We start from the raw sequence: 25,574 nt of genomic DNA, 5'->3' as shown, positions 1-25,574 counted from the left end.
CCTGTTGCCTTTGCGGCAGCGGCATTGAGCCCACGTCTCCCGACCCACTCCGCCTGACCGCTGAAACCGCCGATGGAAACTGGCAGGCTTGGTTTGCGCATGCCGCTTGCTTCAAAAGCAAGTTGGTCGATCCACCTGACGCGCCACCCGGGTTTTTTGCTCCGGCATATTTCTAGATAACCTTGCCGTTGGCTCTGGCGTCGACGAAACATCGCCCCCATGGACTTCCCCCGCCCCCGCCATACCTACCCCTCCCGGAGGTAACCCATGGCCGAAGTCCTGCTCTTTCACCACGCCCAGGGCCTGACGCCGGGCATGCACATCTTTGCCGATCACCTGCGCGACGCCGGCCATGTCGTGCACACGCCCGATCTCTTCGACGGCCACGTCTTCGCCAGCATCGACGAGGGCATGGCCTATATTGAGGCCACTGGCTTCGATGCACTGCGTGAGCGCGGCGTCAGGCTGGCCGATGATCTGCCGGCCGAGCTTGTCTATGCCGGCTTCTCCTTTGGCGTCGTGCCGGCGCAGCAGCTGGCGCAGACGCGGCCCGGCGCGCGCGGCGCGCTTCTGTTCCACGCCTGCCTGCCGATCTCTGGCGAGTGGTCCTTCGGGCCTTGGCCGGAGGGTGTGCCGGTGCAAATCCACGCCATGGATGCCGATCCGATCTTCATGCGCGAGGGCGATATCGATGCCGCCCGGGAGATCCTGGAGCACGTGAAGGACGCAAGCCTCTTCCTATACCCCGGCGACCAGCACTATTTCGCCGACAGCTCACTCCCCTCCTGGGATTCCGACGCCGCCGAAGTGCTCACCCGCCGCGTCCTCGATTTCCTCCGACACGTCAACGGCGCCGGCGACGGCCTGCCGTAAACAGAAACGGCCGGCGGATGTGTCCATCGCCGGCCGTGAAAGATAGGGGTTTGGGCAGTCTTTTTCTTTATTTCGGCATGAGGCCTCAGTCTTCGTTGGCCGCCAGCTGCGACAGCACCTGCCCGCGCCCGCGCAGACGCAGGATCAGCGGGATGATGAAGGCGGCGGCGGCCACGATCAGAAGCCCCGCCGCGATCGGCGACATGACGAGCGTCGTCACATCCCCCTGGCTGATGGCAAGCGCCCGGCGCAGCTGCTGTTCGGCAAGCGGCCCGAGGATCAGGCCCACCACCGCAGGCGCGATCGGATAGCCGAAGAGCCGCATGATATAGCCGAGCACGCCGAAGCCGAGCAGCATGCCGAGCTCGAACACGGAAGGATTGGCGCCGATGGTCCCGAGCGTCGCAAACAGCAGGATGCCGGCATAGAGCCACGGCTTCGGAATGGTCAGCAGACGCACCCAGAGCCCGATCATCGGCAGGTTCAAGACGAGCAGCATGGCGTTGGCGATCAGCAGGCTGGCGATCAGGCCCCAGACGAGCTGCGGATTGTTGGCGAACAACAGCGGCCCCGGCTGCAGGCCGTATTGCTGGAAGCCGGCCAGCATGATTGCCGCCGTCGCCGTCGTCGGCAGGCCGAGTGTCAGCAGCGGCACCAGCGTGCCGGCGGCGGATGCATTGTTGGCAGCCTCCGGTCCGGCGACGCCCTCGATGGCGCCGTGGCCGAATTCCTCCGGGTTCTTCGCCAGCTTCTTCTCGGTGGCGTAGGACAGGAAAGTGCCGATCTCGGCGCCGCCGGCCGGCATCGCGCCGATCGGAAAGCCGATCGCGGTGCCGCGCAGCCACGCCTTCCACGAGCGGCCCCAGTCCTCCGCCGTCATCCACAGCGAGCCTTTCACCGCCTCGACCTTCTCCTCGATGGAGTTGCCCTGGGCTGCGATATAGAGCGTCTCGCCGATTGCAAACATCGCGACCGCAAGCGTCGTCACCTCGACGCCATCGAGCAGGTCAGGGACGCCAAACGAGAGCCGCGCCTGCCCCGTCTGCTGGTCGATACCGACCATGGCGAGCGCGAAGCCGATGAACAGCGAGGTAAGACCGCGTAGTGCCGAATCCCCGAAGGCCGACGACACGGTAACGAAGGCAAGCACCATCAGCGCGAAATATTCGCGCGGGCCGAACACCAGCGCCAGCTTGACGATATAGGGGGCGATGAAGGCAAGGCCGAGCGTGGCGATCAGGCCGGCGACGAACGAGCCGATCGCGGCCGTTGCCAGCGCCGGCCCGCCGCGGCCGGCGCGCGCCATCTTGTTGCCCTCGAGCGCGGTGACGATCGAGGCGCTTTCGCCCGGCGTGTTGAGCAGGATCGAGGTGGTGGAGCCGCCATACATGCCGCCGTAATAGATACCGGCAAACATGATCAGCGATCCCGCGGGATCGAGTTGGTAAGTCACGGGCAACAGAAGCGCCACGGTCAGTGCCGGCCCGATACCCGGCAGAACGCCAACGGCAGTACCCAGCGTCACGCCGATGAAGGCATAGAGCAGGTTGATGGGCTGCATGGCGACCAGGATGCCCTGGAACAGGAATTCGAAGGTATTCATCGCATCAAGATCCTAGAAGAACAGTCGCTCGAGCGGCCCGGCGGGCAGCGTGAGCTTCAGGAGCTGCGAGAAGATCGCCCAGACGATGAAGCTGAAGACGATGCCGAAGGGGATCGAGTACCACAGCTTGCGCTGCCCGAAGCCGCGCGCGGTTAAGGCGAACATGAGCCCGGTCGCGATCGAGAAACCGGCAGTCTTCAAAAGCAGCATCTGCGCCGCAAGGCCGGCAACGACCCAGACGACGGGAGCGATTTCCTGGCGCTCGCGCTCGGGAAACTCGCCGCGAATGGCTTCGAAGACGGTCCAGATCCCGAGCCCGATCAGCCCGAAGGCGACGACCTTGGGGGCGGTTGCCGGGCCAATGCGGTCATATTGGGCGATGACGCGCATATGCGAGGCATCCCACAGCATGACGGCGGCCACGGCGAAGAGACAGATGGCAATGACCAGCGCCGCCCAATCGGGGCGGCGCTTTTCTGCCACGGGTTGGTTACCCATGCTCATTGAACAAGTCCGATGTCTTTGAGGATCGTTTCAGTCGCCGAGACATCCTTGTCGAGCTGCGCCTTGAAGGCGTCGCCGGCGAGATAGGTGTCGGCCCAGCCCTTGGTCTTCAGCAGTTCCTGCCAGCTGGCGGACTTCGAAAGCTTGTCGAAATCGGCGGTCACGGCAGCAGTCTGCTCCGGTGTCAGGCCGGGAGCGGCCGCGACCATGCGCCAGTTCTGCAGGCTGACATCGATGCCGGCCTCCTTCAGCGTCGGCGCGTCCACGCCTTCGATGCGCTCGTCGCCGGAGACCGCGAGCAGGCGCAGCTGGCCCGACTTCACCTGCGATTCGAACTCGCCATAGCCGGAGACACCCGCCGTCACCTGGCCGCCGAGGATAGCCGCCAGCGCTTCGCCGCCGCCCGAGAAGGCGACATAGTTGATCTTCGTCGGATCGACACCCGCCGCCTTGGCGATCAGGCCGACCGCGATATGGTCGGTGCCGCCGGCAGAGCCGCCACCCCAGGAAACCGAACCCGGATCAGCCTTCAGCTTGGTGACCAGATCGCCCATCGTCTTGATGTCGGAGGACGTGGGCACGACGATCGCCTCGTATTCGCCCGTCAGGCGTGCGATCGGCGTCACGTCCTTCAGCGTCACCGGCGACTGGTTGGTCAGGATCGCGCCGACCATGACATAACCGCCGACGATCAGCGCATTCGGGTTGCCGTTGTTCTGGCCGGTGAACTGGGCGAGACCGATGGTGCCGCCGGCGCCCGGAACGTTCATCACCTGAACGTTGCCCGAGATGCCTTCCTTCTGCATCACGGTCTGCAGCGAGCGCGCCGTCTGGTCCCAGCCACCGCCGGGAGCGGCAGGCGCCATGATCGTGTAATCGGCGGCATAGGCCGGCAGCGCGATGGCAGCCGCGAAAATGCTGGTCAGGAAAATATGCTTCAAGAGACTGTCCTCCAAATGCGCGGTCGGTGACCGCGCGTTGTTCTCGATCGGATCGGGAAGGACAGCGCACACGGACGCGAAAACGCATCCGAAATATCTGGCTAAACTCCTCCCGAAACTTCCCCTATCCGCCTCCACGGAGTTGAAGTTCGTCAAAAGGGACCACAACAAGCTGTCATTTAGCTGACACCCTGCGCTTATCCAGTCACGACGGACACTTTTTTGCCGCAATTCGAATTCGTGCAGCGAAACTGCAGATTTCTGATTGACGTCGGGAACCCTTGTCGCCCTTCGACGTTAGACGAAAGTAATAGGGGAATTTGCGCCATGAGCACGCACATCGACATCAACCAGATCAACGACGACCGCCAGAATGACCGCTTGCGGGAAGTGTGGAGCGTCGCCGATTTTTCGCGCCGTCACCGGCTGGAAAAGGAAGAGGAGCAGCGCCTTTTCAAGCTGTTCGGCTCGTTTGCGACGAAGCAGGAATTGCTCTCGAACGCCCAGCGCCCCTGCCGCTTCCGCTGACAAGCGGAGCGTCGCGCGAATAGGTCAAACCACCCATCCCCGGTGAACACTGCGGGCACGCTGTCGAGCGGTCCGCACATAAGGCATCATACGACGCCGAAGCCGACTTATTTTCACATCAGACAAATGAGATTTTAGAGAACCGCCCTGCGGCTCACGATGCAAGCGGCATCAGGAAGCGCGGCGAGATCAGCGATTTGCCGAAACGGATGGCGGCAGCGTAATCGAGCGCTTCCGATACCTTCTCCGGCCAATGCGGCTTGGAAACGACGCCCACGGCGCTGCGGCTGTTGCGCACCATCTCGGGATTGCCGGTAACGAAGACGACGGTCACGCCATGCTCGCTGGAGAGACGCTCGGCGATCGCGGGGCCGGTCACGCCATCGGCAAGCTGAACATCCACCAGCGCCACTTCCGCCTGCTCTGCAAGCTCCAGCGCTTCGTCCAGCGTTCGGGCCGGGCCGATGACGGTGTGACCGAGATCCTCGACGATGGATTCGAGATCGAGCGCGATCAACAATTCGTCTTCGACAATAAGAATATTCATGCGGTAGTGCCCATATCCTTGGCCATATCTGTGGAATGCATGCCAGCCTGAACCTCGAAAACGCCTGACGACGCGATTGGTTCCCGACCTTTCCAATTTCCTAATATGGAGCCCGAGGGTTAAAAGAATAGTAGCCGCGCCATACCAATTTTGGGCTTTAAATGTTCAATACAAATCCCGCATCTCCCGGCAAAACCGATGAAATCGGGCGAAAATATACTTATGCAACCCCTCCGATATAAATGCACCAAAACAACACGCCCAGCGCTTATCCGACACTGATCTAGCACTTACTGCGTGCGCAGCACCTCGTTCCAATGCGCGATCAGCCGCGCCCGCTTCACCTGGTCGAGATAGACCATCAGCCCGGGGCTGACGGGCACGGGCCTCAGCTGCGCGCCGAGCAGCGCCTGCATGGTGTTGGCGGTGTTTTCGCCGGTCACCTCGGGGCTGACGGCCGGGATCTGCAGCTCGCGCGCCATGATCGTCTGCCCCTCCTTCGACATGAAGAAGGAAAGATAACGCCGCCCGAGCTCCGGATTGGCCGCCGCCTGCGGCACCAGCCCGATCCGGGACATGACGACGGTATAATCCTTCGGCAGCACGATGCCGACCTCTGGATGGCGCTTTGCCCAATCGGCGGCATAGGAGCCGAGAATATTGTAGCCAAGCACGAAGCGCCCGTCCGACACCCGCTCCAGGATTGCCGAACTCGTCGAATAAAGCTTCACCCCCGCCGCGCCCATGGCGCCGATGACAGACCAGATATCGCCGAACTGCTCCTGGTCGCGCGCCATGAACAGGAAGCCGACGCCGGAGCGCTCGATATCATAGGTGCCGATCCGCCCGTGCACCGCATCGCCCTTGCGCTTCAGATAATCGACGAACTCGGCGCGCGAGCTCGGCGGCTGTTCGTTGACGAAGCTCGGCTTGTGATAGACGAAGACCGCGGGCTCGAAGGTCAGCGCATAGGCGGTATTGCGCCAGTTCGCCCATTTCGGCCAGATCCCGCTCATCGGCAGGTTGCTCGGCTGCGCATAGCCGTCGTTGGAAAGCTTCACCTGCAGGTCCATCGCCGACGAAAAGGCGAAATCCGCCGTCGGCTTCCCCGCGTCCGTCTCCTGCACGATGCGATCGTAAATCTCCCCGGTCAGCATGTCCTCGTAGGTGACGGCGACATCGGGGTTCGCTTCCTGAAATCCGCGGATCATCGGCTGCGCCAGCGGCTCGTCGAGCGAGGAATAGACGACGAGCACGGGTGCCCCGGCATTGCCCGACACAGCCGGATAGAAAATCGGCTCTGCCAGAGCAAAGCCCGGACAGAGCAACATCAACGCAAGTAGTGGCAGTCTCCTCATGAAATGAGAATGCATGACTGCGCGATCAGGCACAAGGGAGCACCACCCGTGCCCATTCGCCCGCTGCCCCATGCTGCACATGCTCAATGCCCGCCCAAAGGCGTAACCGTCGCGCGCGACAAGCAGCACCAAAGACGTTAGACTTCCCGCGACCCAGTTGCCCTATCACACGGAGGCCGCATTGGAGCGACGACTGACAGCCATTCTCGCCGCCGATGTCGTCGGTTATTCCAGGCTGATGGGCATCGACGAGGCTGGCACGCTGAAGGCCTTCAACCGTTACCGCGTCGAGCTGATCGAGCCGGCGATCCTCGAATATGGCGGCCGGGTGGTGAAGCTGCTCGGCGATGGCCTGCTTGTGGAATTCGGCAGCGTCGTCAACGCCGTCGCCTGCGCCGTCGAAATCCAGCGCGGCGTAGCACTCGGCAATGCCGAGGTGCCCGAGGAACGCCGCATCCGCTTTCGCATCGGCGTCAATCTCGGCGATGTCATCGTCGAGGGTGGCGATATCTTCGGCGACGGCGTCAATGTCGCCGCTCGTCTCGAGGCCGTGGCGGACCCCGGCGGCATCGCCGTCTCCTCCTCGGTCCGCGACCATGTCGGCGCCCGTCTCGATCTGCGCTTCGAGGACCGCGGCCGCCAGACGCTGAAGAACATCGAGCAGAAGGTCCACGTCTACGCCGTTCTCGTCGATCTCCCCGATCAGAGCACGGGCTTGGCGTCCGAAACGCCGACCGCAGGCACGCGCTCCATCGTCGTGCTGCCCTTCACCAACATGAGCGGCGACCCGGACCAGGAGTATTTCTCCGACGGCCTGACGGAAGACATCATTACCGACCTGTCGAAGATCTCGGGCCTGCTGGTCACCCCGCGCAACACCACCTTCGCCTACAAGGGCCGGGCCATGAAGATCGGCCAGATCGCCTGCGAGCTCTCGGTTCGCTACGTGCTGCAGGGCAGCGTACGCACATCCGGCGGCCGCGTGCGCATCAGCGCCCAGATGATCGATGCCTGCAACGAGGACCACCTCTGGGCCGATCGCTACGACCGCGACCTCACCGACATCTTCGCCATCCAGGACGAGATCGCCCACGCGATCGTCGGCCAGCTGAAGGTGAAGATGCGCCCGGAGGAAGTGCGCGCCATCGAAAGCGACCCCACCACCAATGTCGAGGCCTACACCTACTATCTGCGCGGCCGCAAATTCGCCCGCACCATGACCATGTCCTATCTGATCATGGCCAGGCGCATGTTCTACAAGGCGGTCGAGCTCGATCCGAACTATGCCCGCGCCTATGCCGGCATCGCCGATTGCGACAGCGCGCTTTACATCTGGTACGCCGCCGAGCTGCCGATCGACGAAATCCTCGAGATGACCGCCAAGGCGCTGGCGCTCGACCCCGATCTCGCCGAAGCCCACGCCGCCCGTGCCATCGCGCTCCATCACGCCGCCCGCGATGCAGAAGCCGACATCTATTTCGCCCGGGCGCTGGCGCTCGATCCCAATCTCTTCGAGGCCAATTTCCACTTCGCCCACCGCCTGTTCAAGCGCGGCCAGTTCGAGGATGCGATCATCTATTTCGAGCGCTCCGCCAGCCTCTACGGCGATGACTACGTCTCCCCGGTCCTGCTCGCCGCCGCCTTCCGCTCGCTCGGACTTCCCGAGGATGGCCGCAAATGGGCGGCCGAAGGGGCTGTCCGCGCCGAGCGCGCCGCCGAGCAGAACCCCGGCAACTCCGCTCCCGTCCACCGCGCGGCGCTTGCCTACGCGCAGATCGGCGACGACAGGCGCGCCATCTCCTGGATCAACCGCGCGCTCGCCATGGACCCGCACGACGTCATCACCCGCTATAACGCCGTCTGCGTCCACGCTTTGCTCGGAGAAACCGACAGCGCCGTCGAGCATATGCAGCAATTGCTGCCCAACAGCTCCTCCTACCAGATCGGCTGGTTCGAAAACGATTCAGACCTCGACAACATCCGCTCCGACCCGCGCTTCATCGAGCTGATGGCGGCCATCGCGCAGCAGTGAAGCCATAAAAGCGCATCGTGACATCGCCAGCGCCGCCCTGTAGTCTCCGGCAAAAATCAAGGGAACATCCGTGCGCATTCTACTGGTGGAGGACAATATCGCGCTGGCCGACGGGCTGTCGGCCATTCTGCGCGGCACCGGCCATGCCGTCGATGTCGTCCATGATGGCGCATCCGCCAATGCGGTGACAGCGGCCGAGAGCTTCGACCTCGTGGTGCTCGATCTCAACCTCCCTGAGATGGACGGCCTCGACGTGCTGCGCGCCATGCGCGCCCGCCAGAACCAGGCCGCCGTCCTGATCCTCACCGCCCGCGGCACCCCGGAAGAACGCGTCAAAGGCCTCGACCTCGGTGCCGACGACTACCTGATCAAGCCCTTCGACATCTCCGAATTCGAGGCTCGCGTGCGCGTTCTCCTACGCCGCCAGGCCGGCCTACATTCGGCGACCGTCAGCTTCGGCGGCCTGTCGCTCGATCTGAACTCCCGCGCCTTCTTCTCCGGCGGCACGCCGCTCGACATCCCCGCCCGCGAGCTCGGCCTGCTCGAAATCCTCTTCATGCGCGCCGGCAAGGTGGTCGCCAAGGAAGCGATCATCCAGTCGCTCACCGCCTTCGACGACGACATCTCCGCCAATGCGATCGAGCAATATGTGAGCCGCCTCAGAAAGCGTCTCGCCCCACACGGCCTGACGGTAAAAACCGCACGCGGCATCGGCTACTATCTCGACAAGCTGCCCGAGCCTGTACCAGGCGCCGCAAGCCCCGAGGCCTCATGACGTCGGCCTATTCGCTCCGCCGCCGACTGCTCTTCTGGCTGCTGATCTCGACCGCCGTCATCGGCATCGTGGCGCTGGCCGACACCTACCGCGAGGCCGTGCAGACCTCCAACATCGTCTCCGACCGCGTTCTCGCCGGCTCGGCGCTGGCGATCGCCGAGCGCGTCGTGGTTGCCGAGGATGGTTCGCTGCAGGTCGACATCCCATATGTGGCACTGGAAATGCTGACATCGGCCGCACAGGACCGCGTCTTCTACCGCGTCGACGGCCCGCCCGGCGACTTTATCACCGGCTACCAGGCTCTGCCAGTCATCAAGGACACCAAGGGCGACGGCGCTGCCTTCGCCGACGATCGCTTCCGCAACGAGCCGATCCGTGTCGCCACCCTCAACCGCTCGGCCTCGACAGGCATCCGCTCGGTGCCCTTCACCGTCACCGTCGCCGAAACCACCATCGCCCGCCGCCAGCTCGCCCGTGCCATCCTGCTGCGCTCGGCGCTGCGCCTCTCCGTGATGATCCTCGGCGCCGCCATCATCGTCTGGATCTCGGTCACCGTGGCGCTGCGCCCGCTCTACAAGCTGCGCGACGCGATCGGCGAGCGCAGTCCCGACGACCTGCACCCGATCGAGCAATCCGTCCCGAGCGAAGTCCAGCCGCTGGTCGATACCGTCAACGGTTTCATGATCCGGCTCGAACAGGCGCTGGACGCGCTGCGCAACTTCACCGGAAATGCCAGCCACCAGCTGCGCACCCCGCTCGCCATCATCCGCACGCAGCTCGCGCTTTCCGCCCGCGCCACCTCGCTCGCCGATGCCCAGGCCGTGGCGCTGAAGGGCGACCAGGCCGTGGCGCATGCCGAACGCGTGCTCGCCCAACTGCTCCTGATGGCGAAGATCGACGCCGCAACCTCGCGCGAGGCGCTGACCGCGACCGCCATCGACCTCACCGCCATCGCCCAGGAGATCACCGGCGAACTCATCCCGACAGCGTCCGCCGCCGGCATCGATCTCGGCTTCGAGGGCGACAAGCAAGAAATGATCCGCGCCGAACCGCTCCTGATCGGCGAACTCCTGCGCAACCTCACAGGCAACGCCATCGCCTATGCCGGCCACGGCGCCGAAGTCACCGTCCGCATCCGTGGTCTCGACGATGCCGTGCTGCTCGAAGTCGAAGACAACGGCCCCGGCATCCCGCCCGATCAACTCGCCGCCGTCCGCCGCCGCTTCTCCCGCGCCGACCAATCCGGCGCACCAGGTGCTGGATTGGGCTTGCCGATCGTCGAGGAGATTTGCGGGTTGTTCAATGCCAGGCTCGACCTCGGTCCCGGTGGTGATGGACGAGGGTTGAAGGCAGTGGTGACGTTTGCCGGAGGATGAGGAGATCATCGATACGGAGGGCTACGCGCCCGTCCTACAGCTGAATTAGACCTGCTTCTGTCGATCTGAAACCGCAACCACGATAAAATGAGGTCAGATGCGGTTCAAAGTCGACATGCAGCCATGTTGCGCCTCTGTCTCGGGCAACATGTATCGCTTCCTCGACCAACATGGTGGCAATCCCCTTCCCCCGCATATCAGGCGTGACGCAGGTGTCCAGAATGAATGCGTGCAGACCACCATCCGTCGCGACGTTGACAAATCCTACTAGGCGCGGGCCCTCGTAGGCTCCGAGATGGGTGAGACTGCGAGCGAGTACCTTACCGAAATCCCGGGTGTCATGATCGCCCCAGGCTTCCACCCAAAGGCTGTTGAGTTCATCATTCGAGGGAAATGGATCGACCTTGATAACGATTCCGGCCGTTCCGGCCTCGGCGACGGCATCGTTGATTTCCTCGATCGACAGCGTCCTGCCGTTGGTCTTGCCCTTCAGCATGCCGCCGAGTTCATGCCAGTAACCGTTGCCCTTGGACGCTTTGAGTTCCGCGCGCCCATCTGGCAGCAGATCGATCCTCATCGCCTCGCCGGGTCGGATTCCAAGATGCTCCAACACCTCTTTCGGCAAAGTCGCGTTGCCCTGCTCCGTTACCGTCACTGTCGTCATGAAATGATCTCCCATCCAACACGATGATACGGCACAAACGCACGACCGCCAAACCACCCCTCCCGCCTTGCATTCTCTCGCTGCATTGCACACACTGCACTCGGGAACAGCAAATGCCGTACAACGATACGGCCGCGGATAAGGCAGTCCATGTCGATCAAAGCCAGCATCTATCACCTGACGCATTACAAATACGACAAGCCGGTCCGCCTCGGGCCTCAGATCATCCGCCTCAAGCCCGCGTCGCATTCCAAGACGCGGGTGATCAGCCATTCGCTGAAGGTCTCGCCGGCGAACCATTTCGTGAACCTGCAGCAGGATCCCTACGGCAATTATCTGGCCCGCTACGTCTTCCCCGACCCGGTGACCGAGTTCAAGATCGAGGTCGATCTTGTCGCCGACATGACGGTCTACAACCCCTTCGATTTCTTCATCGAGGAGAGCGCCGAGATGTGGCCCTTCTCCTATCCGGAGGAAATCAGGGACGACCTGAAGATCTACATGCAGCCGCAGCCGGTGGAGCCGGCGCTGGCAGCCTATCTCTCAGGCATCGACCGCACCCCGATGCGCACCACCGATTTCATCGTCGGCCTCAATGCCCGGCTGAAGAACGACGTCGAATACGTCATCCGCATGGAGCCCGGCGTGCAGTCGCCGGAGGAGACGCTGAGGCTGGCGCTCGGCTCCTGCCGCGACAGTAGCTGGCTGCTGGTCGAAATCCTTCGCAATCTCGGCTTCGCCGCCCGCTTCGTCTCCGGCTATCTCATCCAGTTGACGCCCGATCTGAAGGCGCTCGACGGCCCCTCCGGCACCGAGGTCGATTTCACCGATCTGCATGCCTGGGCGGAAGTCTACATCCCCGGCGCCGGCTGGATCGGTCTCGACCCGACCTCCGGCCTCCTGACCGGCGAAAGCCACATCCCCCTTGCCGCCACCCCGCACTACAGCAACGCCGCGCCCATATCCGGCGCGCTCTACGGCCACGCCAACACCGAATTCGCCTTCGACATGAAGGTCACGCGCGTCGCCGAACATCCGCGCATCACCAAGCCCTTCTCCGACGACAGCTGGGACGAGCTCAACGCCCTCGGCGCCAAGGTCGACAGCATTTTGCTGGCCGAAGACGTCCGCCTCACCATGGGTGGCGAGCCGACCTTCGTCTCGATCGACGATTTCGAATCCGCCGAATGGAACACCGAGGCCGTCGGCCCGACCAAGCGCGAAAAGGCCGATATCCTGATCCGCAAGCTGCGCGAGCGCTTCGCCCCCGGCGGCTTCCTGCATTATGGCCAGGGCAAGTGGTATCCCGGCGAAAGCCTGCCGCGCTGGACCTTCTCGCTCTATTGGCGCAAGGACGGCAAGCCGATCTGGCGCGATCCTGATCTCATCGCCGGCGAAGGCAAGGACACCGGTGTCGCGGCCGACGACGCCGCCAACCTCCTCGGCGCCATCGCCCGCGAACTCGCCATCGAACCCGACATGGTGCTCCCGGCCTATGAGGACCCGGCAGAATGGATCCTCAAGGAAGGCAGCCTCCCCGACAATGTCGATCCCTCGAATTCCAAGCTGAAGGACCCGGAAGAACGCAACCGCATCGCCCGCGTCTTCGAGCGCGGCCTGACGACGCCGACAGGCTACATCCTCCCCGTCCAGGCCTGGAACGCCCAGGCATCCGGCCAGCGCTGGATGAGCGAACGCTGGAAGACTCGTCGCGGCAAGATCTTCCTCGTGCCCGGCGACAGCCCCGTCGGCTACCGCCTGCCGCTCGGAACCCTGCCCTACGTCCCCCCCGCGCGCTTCCCCTATATCCACCCCGCCGACCCATCCATTCCCCGCAGGCCGCTGCCCGATGTCTTCGTACCCTCGGGCCGCGCCATGCCGGAAGCCTCGCGCCACAGCGAAGAGGCCGGCCAGAGCCGCGTCGAGCAGACGCTGGGCGAGATCGGCGGCGCCGTGCGCACCGCGATCTCGGTGGAGCCGCGCGATGGCCGGCTTTGCGTCTTCATGCCGCCGGTCGAGCGCATCGAGGACTATCTCGAGCTGATCGCGGCCGCCGAAAACGCCGCCGCCGAGCTCGGCCTGCCCGTCCATATCGAGGGCTACTCGCCACCGCAGGACGAGCGCATCAACGTCATCCGCGTCGCGCCGGACCCCGGCGTCATCGAGGTCAACATCCACCCGGCGTCGAACTGGCAGGACTGCGTGGCGATCACCAGCGTCGTCTACGAGGAAGCCCGCCAGTCGCGGCTCGGCGCCGACAAGTTCATGATCGACGGCCGCCACACCGGCACCGGCGGCGGCAACCATGTGGTGGTCGGCGGCGCCAATCCCGGCGACAGCCCGTTCCTGCGCCGTCCGGATCTGCTGAAGAGCCTGGTGCTGCACTGGCAGCGCCATCCTTCGCTCTCCTATATGTTTTCAGGCATGTTCATCGGCCCGACCAGCCAGGCGCCGCGCATCGACGAGGCCCGACACGACAGCCTCTACGAGCTGGAAACAGCACTCGCCCAGATCCCCGCGCCCGGCCGTGGACCGACGCCCCTGCCCTGGATCACCGACCGCCTGTTCCGCAACCTGCTGATCGACGTCACCGGCAACACCCACCGCGCCGAGATCTGCATCGACAAGCTGTTTTCGCCCGACGGCCCGACCGGCCGCCTCGGCCTCGTGGAGTTCCGCGGCTTCGAGATGCCGCCGAACGCGCGCATGTCGCTTGCCCAGCAGCTTCTGGTCCGCGCCCTCATCGCCCGCTTCTGGCAGAACCCCGCCGATGGCCGCTTCGTGCGCTGGGGCACCACGCTGCACGACCGCTTCATGCTGCCGCACTTCGTCTGGCAGGATTTCCAGGACGTGCTCGCCGATCTCAAACAGAACGGCTTCGACCTCAGCCCGGAATGGTTCAAGGCCCAGCTCGAATTCCGCTTCCCCTTCTGCGGCGAGGTCGAATACGAGGGCTCGAAGCTGGAGCTGCGCCAGGCGCTGGAGCCCTGGAACGTCATGGGCGAGGAAGGCGCGATCGGTGGCACCGTGCGCTATGTCGACAGCTCCGTCGAGCGCCTGCAGGTCAGGCTCGAAACCAGCAATTCCTCCCGCTACACCGTCACCTGCAACGGCCGCACCGTGCCGCTGACGCCGACGGGCACCGCCGGCATCTCAGTGGCCGGTGTCCGCTTCAAGGCATGGCAGCCGGCGTCGGGATTGCACCCGCTACTGCCGGTCAACACGCCGCTGACCTTCGACATTTATGATACATGGTCGAAGCGTTCGATCGGCGGCTGCATCTATCATGTTGCCCATCCGGGCGGGCGTAACTATGACACCTTCCCGGTCAATGGTAACGAAGCCGAAGCCAGACGTCTGGCGCGATTCGAGCCATGGGGACATACATCGGGCGGCTATATCCCCGCGATCGAGACCGGATCGCCGGAGTTCCCGCTGACGCTGGACCTGAGACGGCCGGCAGGCATTTAGACGCATTAGACTAGGGGTTCATGGGCAAGAAACCGGCAAGAGAGCTGCGGCAGCAGAAGAGCGAGCGCATCGGCAACGAGGCGGTGCTCGGCTATCGCCCGCCGCCTGGCGTCGCCGACGAGATGGTCGACCAGAACGGCGCGATCCGCCCGGTCTGGCAGCGCTTCATGGCGCATCTGAGCGGCATGCCGGAAAAGGACCTGACCGAGCGCTTCGCCCGCGCCGACCGCTATCTGCGCGATGCCGGCGTCTTCTACCGCGCCTATGGCAGCACCGGCAGCGCCGAGCGTTCCTGGCCGCTATCCCCCATCCCGGTGCTGATCGACGAGCGCGAATGGGAGAGCCTGTCGGAAGGCCTCGTCCAGCGCGCCGATCTGCTCGAAGCGATCGTCGCCGATATCTATGGCGACAACAGGCTGGTCGAGGATGGCGTGCTGCCGCCGGCGCTGATCGCCTCCAATCCGGAGTTTCAGCGCCCGCTCGTCGGCGTCAAGCCGGCCGGCGGCCACTATCTGCATTTCTGCGCCTTCGAGGTCGGCCGTGGCCCAGACGGCAACTGGTGGGTTCTGGCAGACCGCACCCAGGCCCCATCAGGCGCCGGCTTCGCGCTGGAAAACCGGGTGGCGACCACCCGCGCCTTTTCCGATATCTATGCGGAAACCCCGGTGCACCGCCTCGCCTCCTTCTTCGGCGCCTTCCGCGATGCGCTGCAGGGCATGAAGCACAGCGGCGACGACCGCATCGCCGTCTTGACCCCCGGCCCCGCCAACGAGACCTATTACGAACACGCCTATATCGCCCGCTATCTCGGCTTCATGCTGCTCGAGGGCGAGGACCTGACTGTTGTCAACGGCAAGGTGATGGTGCGCACCGTCTCCGGCCTGAAGCCGATCACCGTGCTCTGGCGCCGCCTCGATTCCGCCTATGCCGATCCGCTCGAGCTCAACCAGACCTCGCACATCGGCACGCCGGGCCTCGTGGAAGCGCTGCGCGCCGAAAGCGTCACCATCGTCAATGCGCTCGGAAGCGGCATCATCGAAACGCGCGCGCTGCTCGCCTTCATGCCCACCATCTGCCGCCGCCTCTTTGGCCAGGAGCTGAAGATGCCGTCGATCGCCACCTGGTGGTGCGGCCAGAAGAGCGAGCGCGATCATGTCGCCCAGAACATCGAGAAGATGGTGATCGGCCCGGCCTATTCGCGCGCGCCCTTCTTCGACGACAATGGTGAATCCGTGCTCGGCTCGGCGCTGCGCGCCACCGCCCGCGATTCCATCGGCGACTGGCTGAACACCGATGGCCCCAAGCTCGTCGGCCAGGAAGCCGTGACGCTCTCGACCACGCCAAGCTGGGTGAACGGCAAGCTGGTGCCGCGGCCGATGTCGCTGCGCGTCTTCGCCGCCCGCACAAAGAACGGCTGGCAGATCATGCCCGGCGGTTTCGCCCGCATCGGCGCCGGCGACGACGTAGCGGCGATCGCCATGCAGTCGGGTGGTGCGGCCGCCGACGTCTGGATCGTTTCTGACAAGCCCGTCGAGCGCCACACGCTGCTGCCGACAGAGGCTAGCTTCACCCGCAACATGCCGGGCAGCCTGCCCAGCCGCGCCGCCGACAATCTCTTCTGGCTCGGCCGCTACATCGAGCGCGCCGAAGGGGCGCTGCGCATCCTGCGCGCCTGGCACGCCCGCTTCGCCGAGGCCGCCGATCCGAACCAGCCGCTGCTGGCCGATGTCAGCGCCTATCTCGACGCCGTCGATATCGACACCGAGGACGCGGTGCCAGACACGCTGCTGCGCAACATCGACAGCGCCGTCTATTCGGCGAGCAACATCCGCGACCGCTTCTCGCCGGATGGCTGGCTGGCGCTGACAGACCTCGCCAAGACCGCCCGCCGCTTCCACGCGACAGTGTCGCCGGGCGACGACGCCAGCCATGCGATGACGATCCTGTTGCGCAAGCTCGCGGGCTTCGCCGGTCTCGTGCATGAAAACATGTATCGCTTCACCGGCTGGCGCTTCCTCTCGCTCGGCCGCCATATCGAGCGCGCCCTGCACATGACCCGCCTGCTCGGCCACATGTCCGGCCCCGAAGCGCCCGATGGCGCGCTCGACATGCTGCTTGAAATCGGCGACAGCGTCATGACCCACCGCCGCCGCTACAACGTCAACACCGCGCGGCTGACCGTCACCGACCTTCTGGCGCTCGACCCGCTCAACCCGCGCTCGATCCTCTTCCAGATGAACGAGATCCTGCGCGAGGTCGAGCAGCTGCCGAATGCGCTCACCAACGGCCAGATGTCGCCCTTCTACCGCGAATCCATGCGCCTGCGCTCCGGCCTCGCCGTCATGACGCCCGAGACGATGACCGACGACGTCTATCGCAGCCTCGAACGCGAGCTCGAAAACCTCTCCGATCTCCTCGCGCAAACCTATCTGGGGTGATGTTGTGCTCTACGATCTGTCGCTGCACATGGGCTATAGCTACGACTGGCCGGCCTCCGGCGCCCGCCACATCATGCGCCTGCTACCTCTGTCGCTGCCCGATCGCCAGCGCCTGATCGCAGGCTCGATCAAGGTATCGCCGACGCCGGACGAGCAGTCGAATTTCGTCGATTTCTTCGAGCATCCCGCGACCTCCTTCATGGTCCGCGCGCCGCACGAGAAGCTCGACATCCGCATGCACGCCCGCGTCCAGGTCGAGAGCCACTCGATCACGGCTGATTTCTCGCCCGTGCTCGCCGATCTGCCGGAAGAGATCGCAGGCGTTTGGTCGCTGAAGCCGGGCTCGCCGCATCATTTCCTCGGCAACAGCCCGCGCCTGATCGAGACCCCTGTTATTTCGGATTACGCACAGAGCGTCGTCCAGCCCCGGCTGACCGTGCTGGAGATCGCGACCGCCCTTTGCGCCGCGATCCACAAGGACTTCACATACGACGCCGAGGCGACCAACGTCGACACCACGCCGATCGAGGCCTTCCGGCTGAAGCGCGGCGTCTGCCAGGATTTCAGCCATGTGATGATCCAGGCGCTGCGCAGCCTCGGCATTCCCGCAGGCTACGTCTCCGGCTTCCTGCGCACAATCCCGCCACCGGGCAAGGAGCGGCTGGAAGGCGCCGATGCCATGCATGCCTGGGTGCGCGTCTGGTGCGGCGAGACGACCGGCTGGGTGGAACTCGACCCCACCAACAACATCCCCGCCGGCACCGACCACATCGTCGTCGGCTACGGCCGCGACTACTCCGACGTCGCCCCCGTCATCGGCGTGCTGAAGAGCTACGGCGGCCAGCGGGCGGTTCAGGCCGTGGATGTGATTCCGGTGAAGTAGGGCCGGCGAAACAGGTCCAGCGGCCGACATCAAGCCGAAGCGCACGATAAAGCGACAATTCGCTAAAATTAGATCAGACTCATAAAGCTGACCTAAATAAAGATGGTCCAAGGATATTCGCATACTTTGGAAAACCATCTCGGTGAACATGATGCGCGCCTTGTCCCTGCTTAAGACCACGATCGCCCGTTTCTCGAACGACCGTGGCGGCAACTTCGCCATGGTGACGGCGTTGATCGCCACCCCGTTGCTGCTGGCGGCAGGCGTCGCGATCGACTTTTCCAACGCGTCAGCGCAAAGGACGAACCTGCAGGAAATTGCCGACGCAACCGCGCTGGAAGGTGGCAAGGTCTTCGACGGCACCAATCTTGCTGCAGCCACCACCAAGGCCCAGGCCTTCCTCAAGGGCTATTCCGCGCAGATGCCAAGCAATGTCACGTCGAGCATGACCGCCGATGGCCGGACGTTCAAGGTTGCCCTGAATGCGACGGTCGATACCTCGCTGATGAAGATCGCCAACTACAACTCGATTCCGATTGGCGTCAACGCAGCCGCCATCGCCCCGGTGAAGCCGACGAAGATCACGTTCGACCCGACCTATGCAAAGGGCTTCTGGTACAAGAAGATCTCCGTCATGGTCGTCCGTCCCGGCAGCACCGCCGAGACGACCTTGGCGACCATCGTCTACCAGCCCACCACACTAAACGACGACGGCAAGGGCACCATGACGATGCTACCGGCGACGGGGACCATCAACCTTGACAACTACACCAAGCTGATCCTGAAGATGGAGATCAAGAAGGACTACTGCCCGACCGGATACTCCGGCAAGGAAGTCGCCCCCAATCGAACCGTCCTTTGCACGGCCAGCAACCAGTCATCGAAGCAGGTCTATGACAGCACCTTGCGCACGGACAACCCCAACCAGATGGACTCGCTCTATGTCGATGGCAAGCAGCTCCAGAAGGGCACGGCCTATCCGCTTGAAGCCTATTTCGGTTGCGCATCCAAGCAGAGCCACGCCTGGGAAGACGGCGGCGGCGGCCCCACCCAGGACTTCTTCTACACCGTCAGCGCCGACTGCAGCGGCTCGGACACCACTTACGTTCGCCTGACGCAGTAACATCGATTTCATCGCAACGGAAAAGCCGCCCCGAACCGATCCGGGGCGGCTTTTTGCTGTCGTGAAACCTGAGGACGGCCACGTCGCGCGACGCGATCATGATGCATGAAAGCAACAGCGCCGGACACAATGTAGCGGAAAGCCAGACGCCGCCGGAATTCGTGTTGGAAAGTGACATTCCGTTAAAATTGAAGCAAACCCGTAAAAACAAGCTCAATGAATTGGGCGCATGACTGCCACATTGTCAAAAGCAACTATTTGGGTGAGCATGATGAACACCTTGCTATTTATGATGAATGGCATTTCCCGATTGATCTCCAATCGGGACGGAAATTTCGCGATGGTCACGGCCATTGTACTACCGGTACTGATTGGCAGCGCAGGTGTTGCCATCGACCTTTCGAACATGACCATGCAGAAGCGTCAGCTTCAGGACGCTGCTGACTCGGCAGCCTTGGCAGCCGCGACGGCGCTGGCCAACGGCAAGGTCACCACGGATGCACAGGCTCAGGCACTGGCAAAGGATTTCGTTGTCGGACAAATGGCCAATTCTATCAGCGCCTCCGATACGACGGCACTGAAAAACTCCACGACCGTCACCATCACGACGACGACGACCGCGACCAGCAAGAGCTACAAGGTCAATGTGAACGCAGGCTACAGCATGAGCCTGACGCCGCTCATGAAGGTCCTCGGTCAGGACAGTGTCGCCATTGCAAGCAACAGCACCTCCACCAGCGGCATCAGCGAACAGCGAAGCGCCGTTTCCATGACCATGATCCTCGATCAGTCCGGCTCGATGCTGGCCGACACCTCGACGCTGGATCCCAACAAGAGCAAATGCGCCAAATGGGACGAATCCGGCACGCAGATCACAGAGAGGAGCGGCTGGACGACCATTACCGAGTTCAGCCCGTGCTACATCAAGAAGATCGACGCGCTGAAGACCGCCGCCAATCTGCTGTTGGACGAACTGGAAAAGGCTGATCCATCCAAGCCCGCCAAATATAGCCGCACCAACGCAATCGGTTGGAACAACATTGTTCGCAGTTCCAGTAATTTTGTATGGGGCACGAAAGATACGCGCACCTTGGTCAATGGATTGTCCGGCGGCAACGGCACAGAATCCTACGCCCCGATGAAGGCGGCTCACGCGGGCCTACTGGATAGCCCAGCAGGTTCTGAAGCCAAGGTACAGGCGGCGGCTGGTAACACCAAATTGACGAAATACATCGTCTTCATGACGGATGGTAACAACAACGCCACCAGCTCGGACACAAACACGCTCAACGAATGCACGACTGCGAAGAACACCGACAATATCAAGATCTACTCGGTTGCCTTCATGGCCCCTGCCGGTGGTCGTGGGCAGGCGCTGCTGAGAAGCTGCGCATCGAGCCCCAGCTATTACTTCCAGGCTGAGAGTATGAGCGATCTGGTCGCAGCGTTCCAGAAGATCGGTCAGGACGCAGCCTCCGACAAGACCCTGCTGACCCAGTAAGCCGGTCCGATCCCAGCAAAACAAAAAAGCCGCTCCGGAACAAACCGGAGCGGCTTTTCGTTGTTGTGCAATCGCGTCTATCAAAATCAGAAAGCCGATAAAAATCAAGTTCTTTCCGTCGTCCACGGGTGCCCCGCGTCAATTTTTCCGTTTGCTGGTTTTCCCTTGTTGCAAGTGCGTAGTAACGGTGCATAAACTGCATCGCTAGTGCGTGAGTAAATCGATTGAAGTACGTATAACCTACTGAAACCAAAACAGAATTGGCGAGCCCTGACGATGACCACCGTTTCGAAGCCCACCATCCCCTCTCCCGCACCGCGCAGTTCCAAGCCGGAAATTCTCGCAGAAGAAATCATCGAGCGCCTGACCTACCGCATCGGCAAGGATGCCAAGGTCGCCAAGCCGCATGACTGGCTGACGGCAACCATCCTCGTCATCCGCGACCGCATCATCGACAAGTGGATGGACTCGACCCGCAAGGTGTATTCGACCGGCGCCAAGCGCGTTTACTATCTATCCCTGGAATTCCTCATCGGCCGCCTGATGCGCGATGCCGTGTCCAACCTCGGCCTGATGGAAGAGGTACGTGACGCGCTCGCTTCGCTCGGCGTCGATGTGTCAGTCATCGCAGGCCTCGAGCCGGATGCAGCGCTCGGCAATGGCGGTCTCGGCCGTCTCGCCGCCTGCTTCATGGAAAGCATGGCCACCGTCGACGTACCCGCCTATGGCTACGGCATTCGCTATGTCCACGGCCTGTTCCGCCAGCAGATGGCCGATGGCTGGCAGGTCGAGCTGCCGGAAAGCTGGCTCGCCCACGGCAACCCGTGGGAATTCGAACGTCGCGAGAGCGCCTATGAAATCGGCTTCGGCGGCTCGGTCGATGTCGCCAACGGCGCCGATGGCGAGCCGCGCTATGTCTGGAAGCCGGCCGAGCGCGTCATCGCCGCCGCCTTCGACACGCCGGTCGTCGGCTGGCGCGGCAAGCGTGTCAACACGCTGCGCCTCTGGTCGGCCCAGCCGATCGACCCGATCCTGCTCGATGCCTTCAACGCCGGCGACCATATCGGCGCGCTGCGCGAGAGCAACAAGGCCGAAAGCCTGACCCGTGTTCTCTATCCCGCAGACGCGACGCCCGCCGGCCAGGAGCTGCGCCTGCGCCAGGAGTTCTTCTTCTCGTCCGCCTCGCTGCAGGACATCCTGCGCCGCCATCTGCAGCAGTATGACGATTTCACCTCGCTGCCCGACAAGGTGGCGATCCAGCTGAACGACACCCACCCGGCTGTCTCCATCGCCGAACTGATGCGCCTGCTCTGCGACGTTCACGGGCTGGAGTTCGACCAGGCCTGGGACATCACCCGCGGCACCATCGCCTACACCAACCACACGCTTCTGCCCGAAGCGCTGGAAAGCTGGCCGGTGCCGCTGTTCGAGCGTCTCCTGCCGCGCCACATGCAGATCATCTACGCGATCAACGCCAAGGTTCTGCTCGAGGCCCGCAAGACCAAGAACTTCTCCGACACCGAAATCCGCTCGATCTCGCTGATCGAGGAAGGCGGCAGCCGCCGGGTGCGCATGGGCAACCTCGCCTTCGTCGGCTCGCATTCGATCAACGGCGTCTCGGCGCTGCACACCGACCTGATGAAGGTCACCGTCTTCGCCGACCTGCACAAGCTCTATCCCGACCGCATCAACAACAAGACCAACGGCATCACCCCGCGCCGCTGGCTGCAGCAGTGCAATCCGGGTCTGACGGGCCTGATCCGCGAGGCGATCGGCGACGATTTCCTCGACGACGCCGAAAAGCTGCGCGCGCTCGACAAATTCGCCACCGACAGCGCCTTCCAGGAGAAGTTCGCGGCGGTCAAGCGCAACAACAAGATGGCGCTCGCCAATCTGGTTGCATCGCGCATGGGCGTGAAGATCGATCCGTCAGCGATGTTCGACATCCAGATCAAGCGCATCCACGAATACAAGCGCCAGCTCCTGAATGTCATCGAGGCCGTCGCGCTCTACGACCAGATCCGCTCGCGTCCCGAGCTGGACTGGGTACCGCGCGTAAAACTCTTCGCCGGCAAGGCGGCGCCGAGCTATCACAACGCCAAGCTGATCATCAAGCTGATCAACGACGTTGCCCGCACCATCAACAACGACCCGGCCGTGCGCGGCCTGCTCAAGGTCGTCTTCGTGCCGAACTACAACGTCTCGCTGGCCGAGGTCATGGTTCCGGCCGCCGACCTCTCCGAGCAGATCTCGACCGCCGGCATGGAAGCGTCGGGCACCGGCAACATGAAGTTCGGCCTCAACGGCGCGCTCACCATCGGCACGCTCGATGGCGCCAATGTCGAAATGCGCGACAATGTCGGCGAGGACAACATCAAGATCTTCGGGCTTCGCGCCGATGAGGTCGCCAACCTGCGCACTGACGGCCACAACCCGCGCGCCATCATCGAAGGCTCGCATGAGCTCGCGCAGGCGCTCTCGGCCATCGGCTCCGGCGTCTTCTCGCCGGATGACCGCAACCGCTATTCCGAGCTGATCGACGGCATCTATTCGCACGACTGGTTCATGGTCGCCGCCGATTTCGATGCCTACGCCCAGGCCCAGCGCGAAGTCGACGACCTCTGGAACGACAAGGCCGCCTGGAGCGAAAAGACCATCCGCAACACCGCCCGCATGGGCTGGTTCTCGTCGGACCGCACGATCCGGCAGTATGCCAAGGAAATCTGGAGAGCCGGATGAAAACGCCGAAGGCGACCCCTGAAGTCAAGCTTCCCTGGGAAATTTCGGCAGATGAAATAGCGGCGATCCTTGCCGGCGCGCATTCCAATCCGTTTGCCGTTCTGGGCGTCCACAAATCGGGCAGCTTTTACGTTGCCCGATGCTTCATTCCCGGCGCCGAAGAGGTCACCGCGATGTCGCTCGACGGCACCGCGATCGGCGATCTGTCGCTCCAGCATCCCGATGGCTTCTTCGCCGGCACCATCTCGGTCAACAAGCAGGTGCCGGTGCGCTATCGCGCCCGCCGTGGCGACGCCGAATGGGCCGTCACCGACCCTTATAGCTTCGGCCCCGTTCTCGGGCCGATGGACGATTACTACGCCCGCGAGGGTTCCGACCTGCGCCTCTTCGACAAGATGGGCGCGCACTGGATCAAGCACGAGGGCGCTCAAGGAATCCACTTCGCCGTCTGGGCTCCGAATGCGCAGCGCGTCTCCGTCGTCGGCGATTTCAACAATTGGGACGGCCGCCGCCATGTCATGCGGCTTCGATCAGGCGCCGGCATCTGGGAAATCTTCGCCCCCGATGTGCCGACGGGCGTGGCCTACAAGTTCGAGATCCGTGGCCAGGACGGCGTGCTGCTGCCGCTCAAGGCGGACCCCTTCGCCCGCCGCAGCGAGCTGCGCCCGAAGAACGCCTCGGTCACCACCCCTGAGCTTTTGCAGGAATGGGAGGACGAAGCGCATCTCAAGCACTGGAGCGAGATCGACAAGCGCCGCCAGCCGATCTCCATCTACGAGGTGCATGCCGGCTCCTGGCAGCGCCGCGACGATGGCACGTTCCTCTCCTGGGACGAGCTCGCCGCCCGCCTGATCCCCTACTGTGTCGACATGGGCTTCACCCATATTGAGTTCCTGCCGATCACCGAGCACCCCTACGATCCGTCCTGGGGCTACCAGACGACGGGCCTCTATGCCCCCACCGCCCGCTTCGGCGAGCCGGAGGGTTTCGCGCGCTTCGTCAACGGCGCCCACAAGGTCGGCATCGGCGTCATCCTCGACTGGGTGCCGGCGCATTTCCCGACCGACGCGCATGGGCTGGGCTGGTTCGACGGCACAGCGCTTTACGAGCACGAGGACCCGCGCAAGGGCTTCCACCCGGATTGGAACACGGCGATCTACAATTTCGGCCGCACCGAGGTCGTGTCCTATCTCGTCAACAACGCGCTCTACTGGTCGGAAAAATTCCATCTCGACGGCCTGCGCGTCGATGCCGTCGCCTCGATGCTCTACCTCGATTACTCCCGCAAGCACGGAGAGTGGATCCCCAACGAATATGGCGGCAACGAGAACCTCGAGGCCGTCCGCTTCCTGCAGAACATGAACACCCGCATCTATGCCGAGCACCCCGGCGTCATGACCATCGCCGAGGAATCGACGTCATGGCCCAAGGTCTCGCAGCCGGTGCATGAAGGCGGCCTTGGCTTCGGCTTCAAGTGGAACATGGGCTTCATGCACGACACGCTGAGCTACATGAGCCGCGAGCCGGTGCATCGCAAGCATCACCACAATGAGCTGACCTTCGGCCTGCTCTACGCCTACTCGGAAAACTTCGTACTGCCGCTCTCCCACGATGAAGTGGTGCACGGCAAAGGCTCGCTGATCGCCAAGATGCCCGGCGATGACTGGCAGAAGTTCGCCAATCTGCGCGCCTACTACGCGCTGATGTGGGGCTATCCCGGCAAGAAGCTGTTGTTCATGGGCCAGGAATTCGCCCAGTGGAGCGAATGGAACGAGGCCGGCTCGCTCGACTGGAACCTGCTTCAGTACCGCATGCACGAGGGCATGCGCCGCCTGGTGCGCGACCTCAACTTCACCTACCGCAGCAAGCCGGCGCTGCACGCCCGCGACTGCGAGGGTGAAGGCTTCGAATGGCTGGTTGCCGACGACCACGAGAACTCGGTCTTTGCCTGGCTGCGCAAGTCGCCGGGTGAAAAGCCGGTCGCCGTCATCTGCAACATGACGCCTGTATACCGCGAGAACTACGCCGTCAGGCTGCCCACCGAGGGCCGCTGGCGCGAGATCCTGAATACCGATGCCGACATCTATGGCGGCAGCGGCAAAGGCAATGGCGGTCGTGTCCAGGCGGTCAACGCCGGCGGCACCATCGTCGCATCACTGACCTTGCCGCCTTTGGCGGTTATCATGCTTGAACCTGAGACTTGAGACTGGTGGGAGGA

18 protein-coding genes and 1 pseudogene are annotated in these 25,574 nt (G+C 63.4%); 13 read left to right on the top strand and 6 right to left on the bottom strand.

Annotation, left to right across the window (positions count from 1 at the left end):
- Window positions 1-267: 267 nt before the first annotated feature.
- Entirely contained in the window at window positions 268-873 is a 606-nt protein-coding gene (locus tag AC1DOG_RS16935; protein WP_477929591.1) for a dienelactone hydrolase family protein, read from the top strand.
- 85 nt (window positions 874-958) lie between these two features.
- Here the strand turns inward: AC1DOG_RS16935 and AC1DOG_RS16930 are convergent, their stop codons facing one another.
- The 3 genes from AC1DOG_RS16930 to AC1DOG_RS16920 are packed head-to-tail and all read right to left on the bottom strand — an operon-like array spanning window position 959 to window position 3,921.
- Window positions 959-2,476, bottom strand: coding sequence for a tripartite tricarboxylate transporter permease (locus AC1DOG_RS16930; protein WP_477929589.1), 1,518 nt, complete (start codon window positions 2,474-2,476; stop codon window positions 959-961).
- Between the two features lie 12 nt (window positions 2,477-2,488).
- Window positions 2,489-2,980, bottom strand: a complete 492-nt coding sequence (locus AC1DOG_RS16925; RefSeq protein ID WP_477929587.1) for a tripartite tricarboxylate transporter TctB family protein — start codon at window positions 2,978-2,980, stop codon at window positions 2,489-2,491.
- Window positions 2,977-3,921 (bottom strand): Bug family tripartite tricarboxylate transporter substrate binding protein, encoded by a 945-nt coding sequence (locus AC1DOG_RS16920; protein WP_113009768.1) that lies wholly within the window; start codon window positions 3,919-3,921, stop codon window positions 2,977-2,979. Before AC1DOG_RS16920 ends, AC1DOG_RS16925 begins: the two co-directional genes overlap by 4 nt.
- A 327-nt stretch (window positions 3,922-4,248) precedes the next feature.
- Between AC1DOG_RS16920 and AC1DOG_RS16915 the strand changes: the two genes are divergently transcribed.
- Entirely contained in the window at window positions 4,249-4,449 is a 201-nt protein-coding gene (locus tag AC1DOG_RS16915; RefSeq protein ID WP_112942864.1) for a hypothetical protein, read from the top strand.
- Window positions 4,450-4,603: 154 nt separating this feature from the next.
- Here the strand turns inward: AC1DOG_RS16915 and AC1DOG_RS16910 are convergent.
- Both AC1DOG_RS16910 and AC1DOG_RS16905 read right to left on the bottom strand, forming a co-directional pair.
- Window positions 4,604-5,008, bottom strand: a pseudogene (locus tag AC1DOG_RS16910) (response regulator); the annotation flags it as partial.
- Window positions 5,009-5,286: 278 nt separating this feature from the next.
- Window positions 5,287-6,354 carry an ABC transporter substrate-binding protein gene (locus tag AC1DOG_RS16905; RefSeq protein WP_477929585.1) on the bottom strand — a complete coding sequence of 356 codons (1,068 nt, stop codon included), beginning with the start codon at window positions 6,352-6,354 and terminating at the stop codon, window positions 5,287-5,289.
- A 181-nt stretch (window positions 6,355-6,535) separates the two neighbouring features.
- Here AC1DOG_RS16905 and AC1DOG_RS16900 point away from each other — a divergent pair, with 181 nt between their 5' ends.
- From AC1DOG_RS16900 to AC1DOG_RS16890, 3 genes are all read left to right on the top strand, one after another.
- Window positions 6,536-8,386 carry a TPR end-of-group domain-containing protein gene (locus AC1DOG_RS16900; RefSeq protein ID WP_477929583.1) on the top strand — a complete coding sequence of 617 codons (1,851 nt, stop codon included), beginning with the start codon at window positions 6,536-6,538 and terminating at the stop codon, window positions 8,384-8,386.
- 70 nt (window positions 8,387-8,456) lie between these two features.
- Window positions 8,457-9,161, top strand: coding sequence for a response regulator (locus tag AC1DOG_RS16895; RefSeq protein ID WP_477929581.1), 705 nt, complete (start codon window positions 8,457-8,459; stop codon window positions 9,159-9,161).
- Window positions 9,158-10,537 (top strand): sensor histidine kinase, encoded by a 1,380-nt coding sequence (locus AC1DOG_RS16890; protein ID WP_477929579.1) that lies wholly within the window; start codon window positions 9,158-9,160, stop codon window positions 10,535-10,537. Before AC1DOG_RS16895 ends, AC1DOG_RS16890 begins: the two co-directional genes overlap by 4 nt.
- A 34-nt stretch (window positions 10,538-10,571) precedes the next feature.
- Here AC1DOG_RS16890 and AC1DOG_RS16885 read toward each other — a convergent pair whose 3' ends face one another.
- Entirely contained in the window at window positions 10,572-10,952 is a 381-nt protein-coding gene (locus AC1DOG_RS16885) for a GNAT family N-acetyltransferase (protein WP_477929701.1), read from the bottom strand.
- 399 nt (window positions 10,953-11,351) lie between these two features.
- Between AC1DOG_RS16885 and AC1DOG_RS16880 the strand changes: the two genes are divergently transcribed.
- The 8 genes from AC1DOG_RS16880 to glgB all read left to right on the top strand — a co-directional run bounded on the left by AC1DOG_RS16880 (window position 11,352) and on the right by glgB (window position 25,560).
- Entirely contained in the window at window positions 11,352-14,672 is a 3,321-nt protein-coding gene (locus AC1DOG_RS16880; protein WP_477929577.1) for a transglutaminase family protein, read from the top strand.
- A 20-nt stretch (window positions 14,673-14,692) separates the two neighbouring features.
- Window positions 14,693-17,110: a circularly permuted type 2 ATP-grasp protein gene (locus AC1DOG_RS16875; RefSeq protein WP_477929575.1), complete on the top strand. Its 2,418-nt coding sequence runs from the start codon at window positions 14,693-14,695 to the stop codon at window positions 17,108-17,110.
- Window positions 17,111-17,114: 4 nt separating this feature from the next.
- Window positions 17,115-17,993: a transglutaminase family protein gene (locus AC1DOG_RS16870; RefSeq protein ID WP_477929573.1), complete on the top strand. Its 879-nt coding sequence runs from the start codon at window positions 17,115-17,117 to the stop codon at window positions 17,991-17,993.
- 151 nt (window positions 17,994-18,144) lie between these two features.
- Window positions 18,145-19,116, top strand: coding sequence for a TadE/TadG family type IV pilus assembly protein (locus AC1DOG_RS16865; RefSeq protein WP_477929571.1), 972 nt, complete (start codon window positions 18,145-18,147; stop codon window positions 19,114-19,116).
- Between the two features lie 98 nt (window positions 19,117-19,214).
- Window positions 19,215-19,349: a hypothetical protein gene (locus tag AC1DOG_RS16860; protein ID WP_477929570.1), complete on the top strand. Its 135-nt coding sequence runs from the start codon at window positions 19,215-19,217 to the stop codon at window positions 19,347-19,349.
- The gene (locus AC1DOG_RS16855) at window positions 19,346-20,617 is read left to right on the top strand and encodes a pilus assembly protein TadG-related protein (protein ID WP_477929569.1); all 1,272 of its coding nucleotides are present in this window, start codon (window positions 19,346-19,348) and stop codon (window positions 20,615-20,617) included. The genes AC1DOG_RS16860 and AC1DOG_RS16855 overlap by 4 nt, the downstream gene beginning before the upstream one ends.
- Window positions 20,618-20,893: 276 nt before the next feature.
- Window positions 20,894-23,356, top strand: coding sequence for a glycogen/starch/alpha-glucan phosphorylase (locus AC1DOG_RS16850; protein WP_477929567.1), 2,463 nt, complete (start codon window positions 20,894-20,896; stop codon window positions 23,354-23,356).
- Window positions 23,353-25,560: a 1,4-alpha-glucan branching protein GlgB gene (gene glgB, locus AC1DOG_RS16845; RefSeq protein ID WP_477929565.1), complete on the top strand. Its 2,208-nt coding sequence runs from the start codon at window positions 23,353-23,355 to the stop codon at window positions 25,558-25,560. The genes AC1DOG_RS16850 and glgB overlap by 4 nt, the downstream gene beginning before the upstream one ends.
- Window positions 25,561-25,574: the final 14 nt, after the last annotated feature.

This window comes from Rhizobium sp. 01N48, assembly GCF_056399145.1.
Note: the sequence above shows the minus strand (reverse complement) of the source record. Positions and strands in the feature narration are given on the sequence as shown.

What these genes read in the sequence shown, in the direction of transcription:
- AC1DOG_RS16915 (WP_112942864.1), top strand. Translation starts at nt 4,249, where the DNA reads ATGAGCACGCACATCGACATCAACCAGATCAACGACGACCGCCAGAAT.
- AC1DOG_RS16905 (WP_477929585.1), bottom strand. Translation starts at nt 6,354, where the DNA reads ATGAGGAGACTGCCACTACTTGCGTTGATGTTGCTCTGTCCGGGCTTT.
- AC1DOG_RS16890 (WP_477929579.1), top strand. Translation starts at nt 9,158, where the DNA reads ATGACGTCGGCCTATTCGCTCCGCCGCCGACTGCTCTTCTGGCTGCTG.
- AC1DOG_RS16925 (WP_477929587.1), bottom strand. Translation starts at nt 2,980, where the DNA reads ATGAGCATGGGTAACCAACCCGTGGCAGAAAAGCGCCGCCCCGATTGG.
- glgB (WP_477929565.1), top strand. Translation starts at nt 23,353, where the DNA reads ATGAAAACGCCGAAGGCGACCCCTGAAGTCAAGCTTCCCTGGGAAATT.
- AC1DOG_RS16855 (WP_477929569.1), top strand. Translation starts at nt 19,346, where the DNA reads ATGACTGCCACATTGTCAAAAGCAACTATTTGGGTGAGCATGATGAAC.
- AC1DOG_RS16935 (WP_477929591.1), top strand. Translation starts at nt 268, where the DNA reads ATGGCCGAAGTCCTGCTCTTTCACCACGCCCAGGGCCTGACGCCGGGC.
- AC1DOG_RS16875 (WP_477929575.1), top strand. Translation starts at nt 14,693, where the DNA reads ATGGGCAAGAAACCGGCAAGAGAGCTGCGGCAGCAGAAGAGCGAGCGC.
- AC1DOG_RS16930 (WP_477929589.1), bottom strand. Translation starts at nt 2,476, where the DNA reads ATGAATACCTTCGAATTCCTGTTCCAGGGCATCCTGGTCGCCATGCAG.
- AC1DOG_RS16880 (WP_477929577.1), top strand. Translation starts at nt 11,352, where the DNA reads ATGTCGATCAAAGCCAGCATCTATCACCTGACGCATTACAAATACGAC.
- AC1DOG_RS16860 (WP_477929570.1), top strand. Translation starts at nt 19,215, where the DNA reads ATGATGCATGAAAGCAACAGCGCCGGACACAATGTAGCGGAAAGCCAG.
- AC1DOG_RS16850 (WP_477929567.1), top strand. Translation starts at nt 20,894, where the DNA reads ATGACCACCGTTTCGAAGCCCACCATCCCCTCTCCCGCACCGCGCAGT.
- AC1DOG_RS16865 (WP_477929571.1), top strand. Translation starts at nt 18,145, where the DNA reads ATGCGCGCCTTGTCCCTGCTTAAGACCACGATCGCCCGTTTCTCGAAC.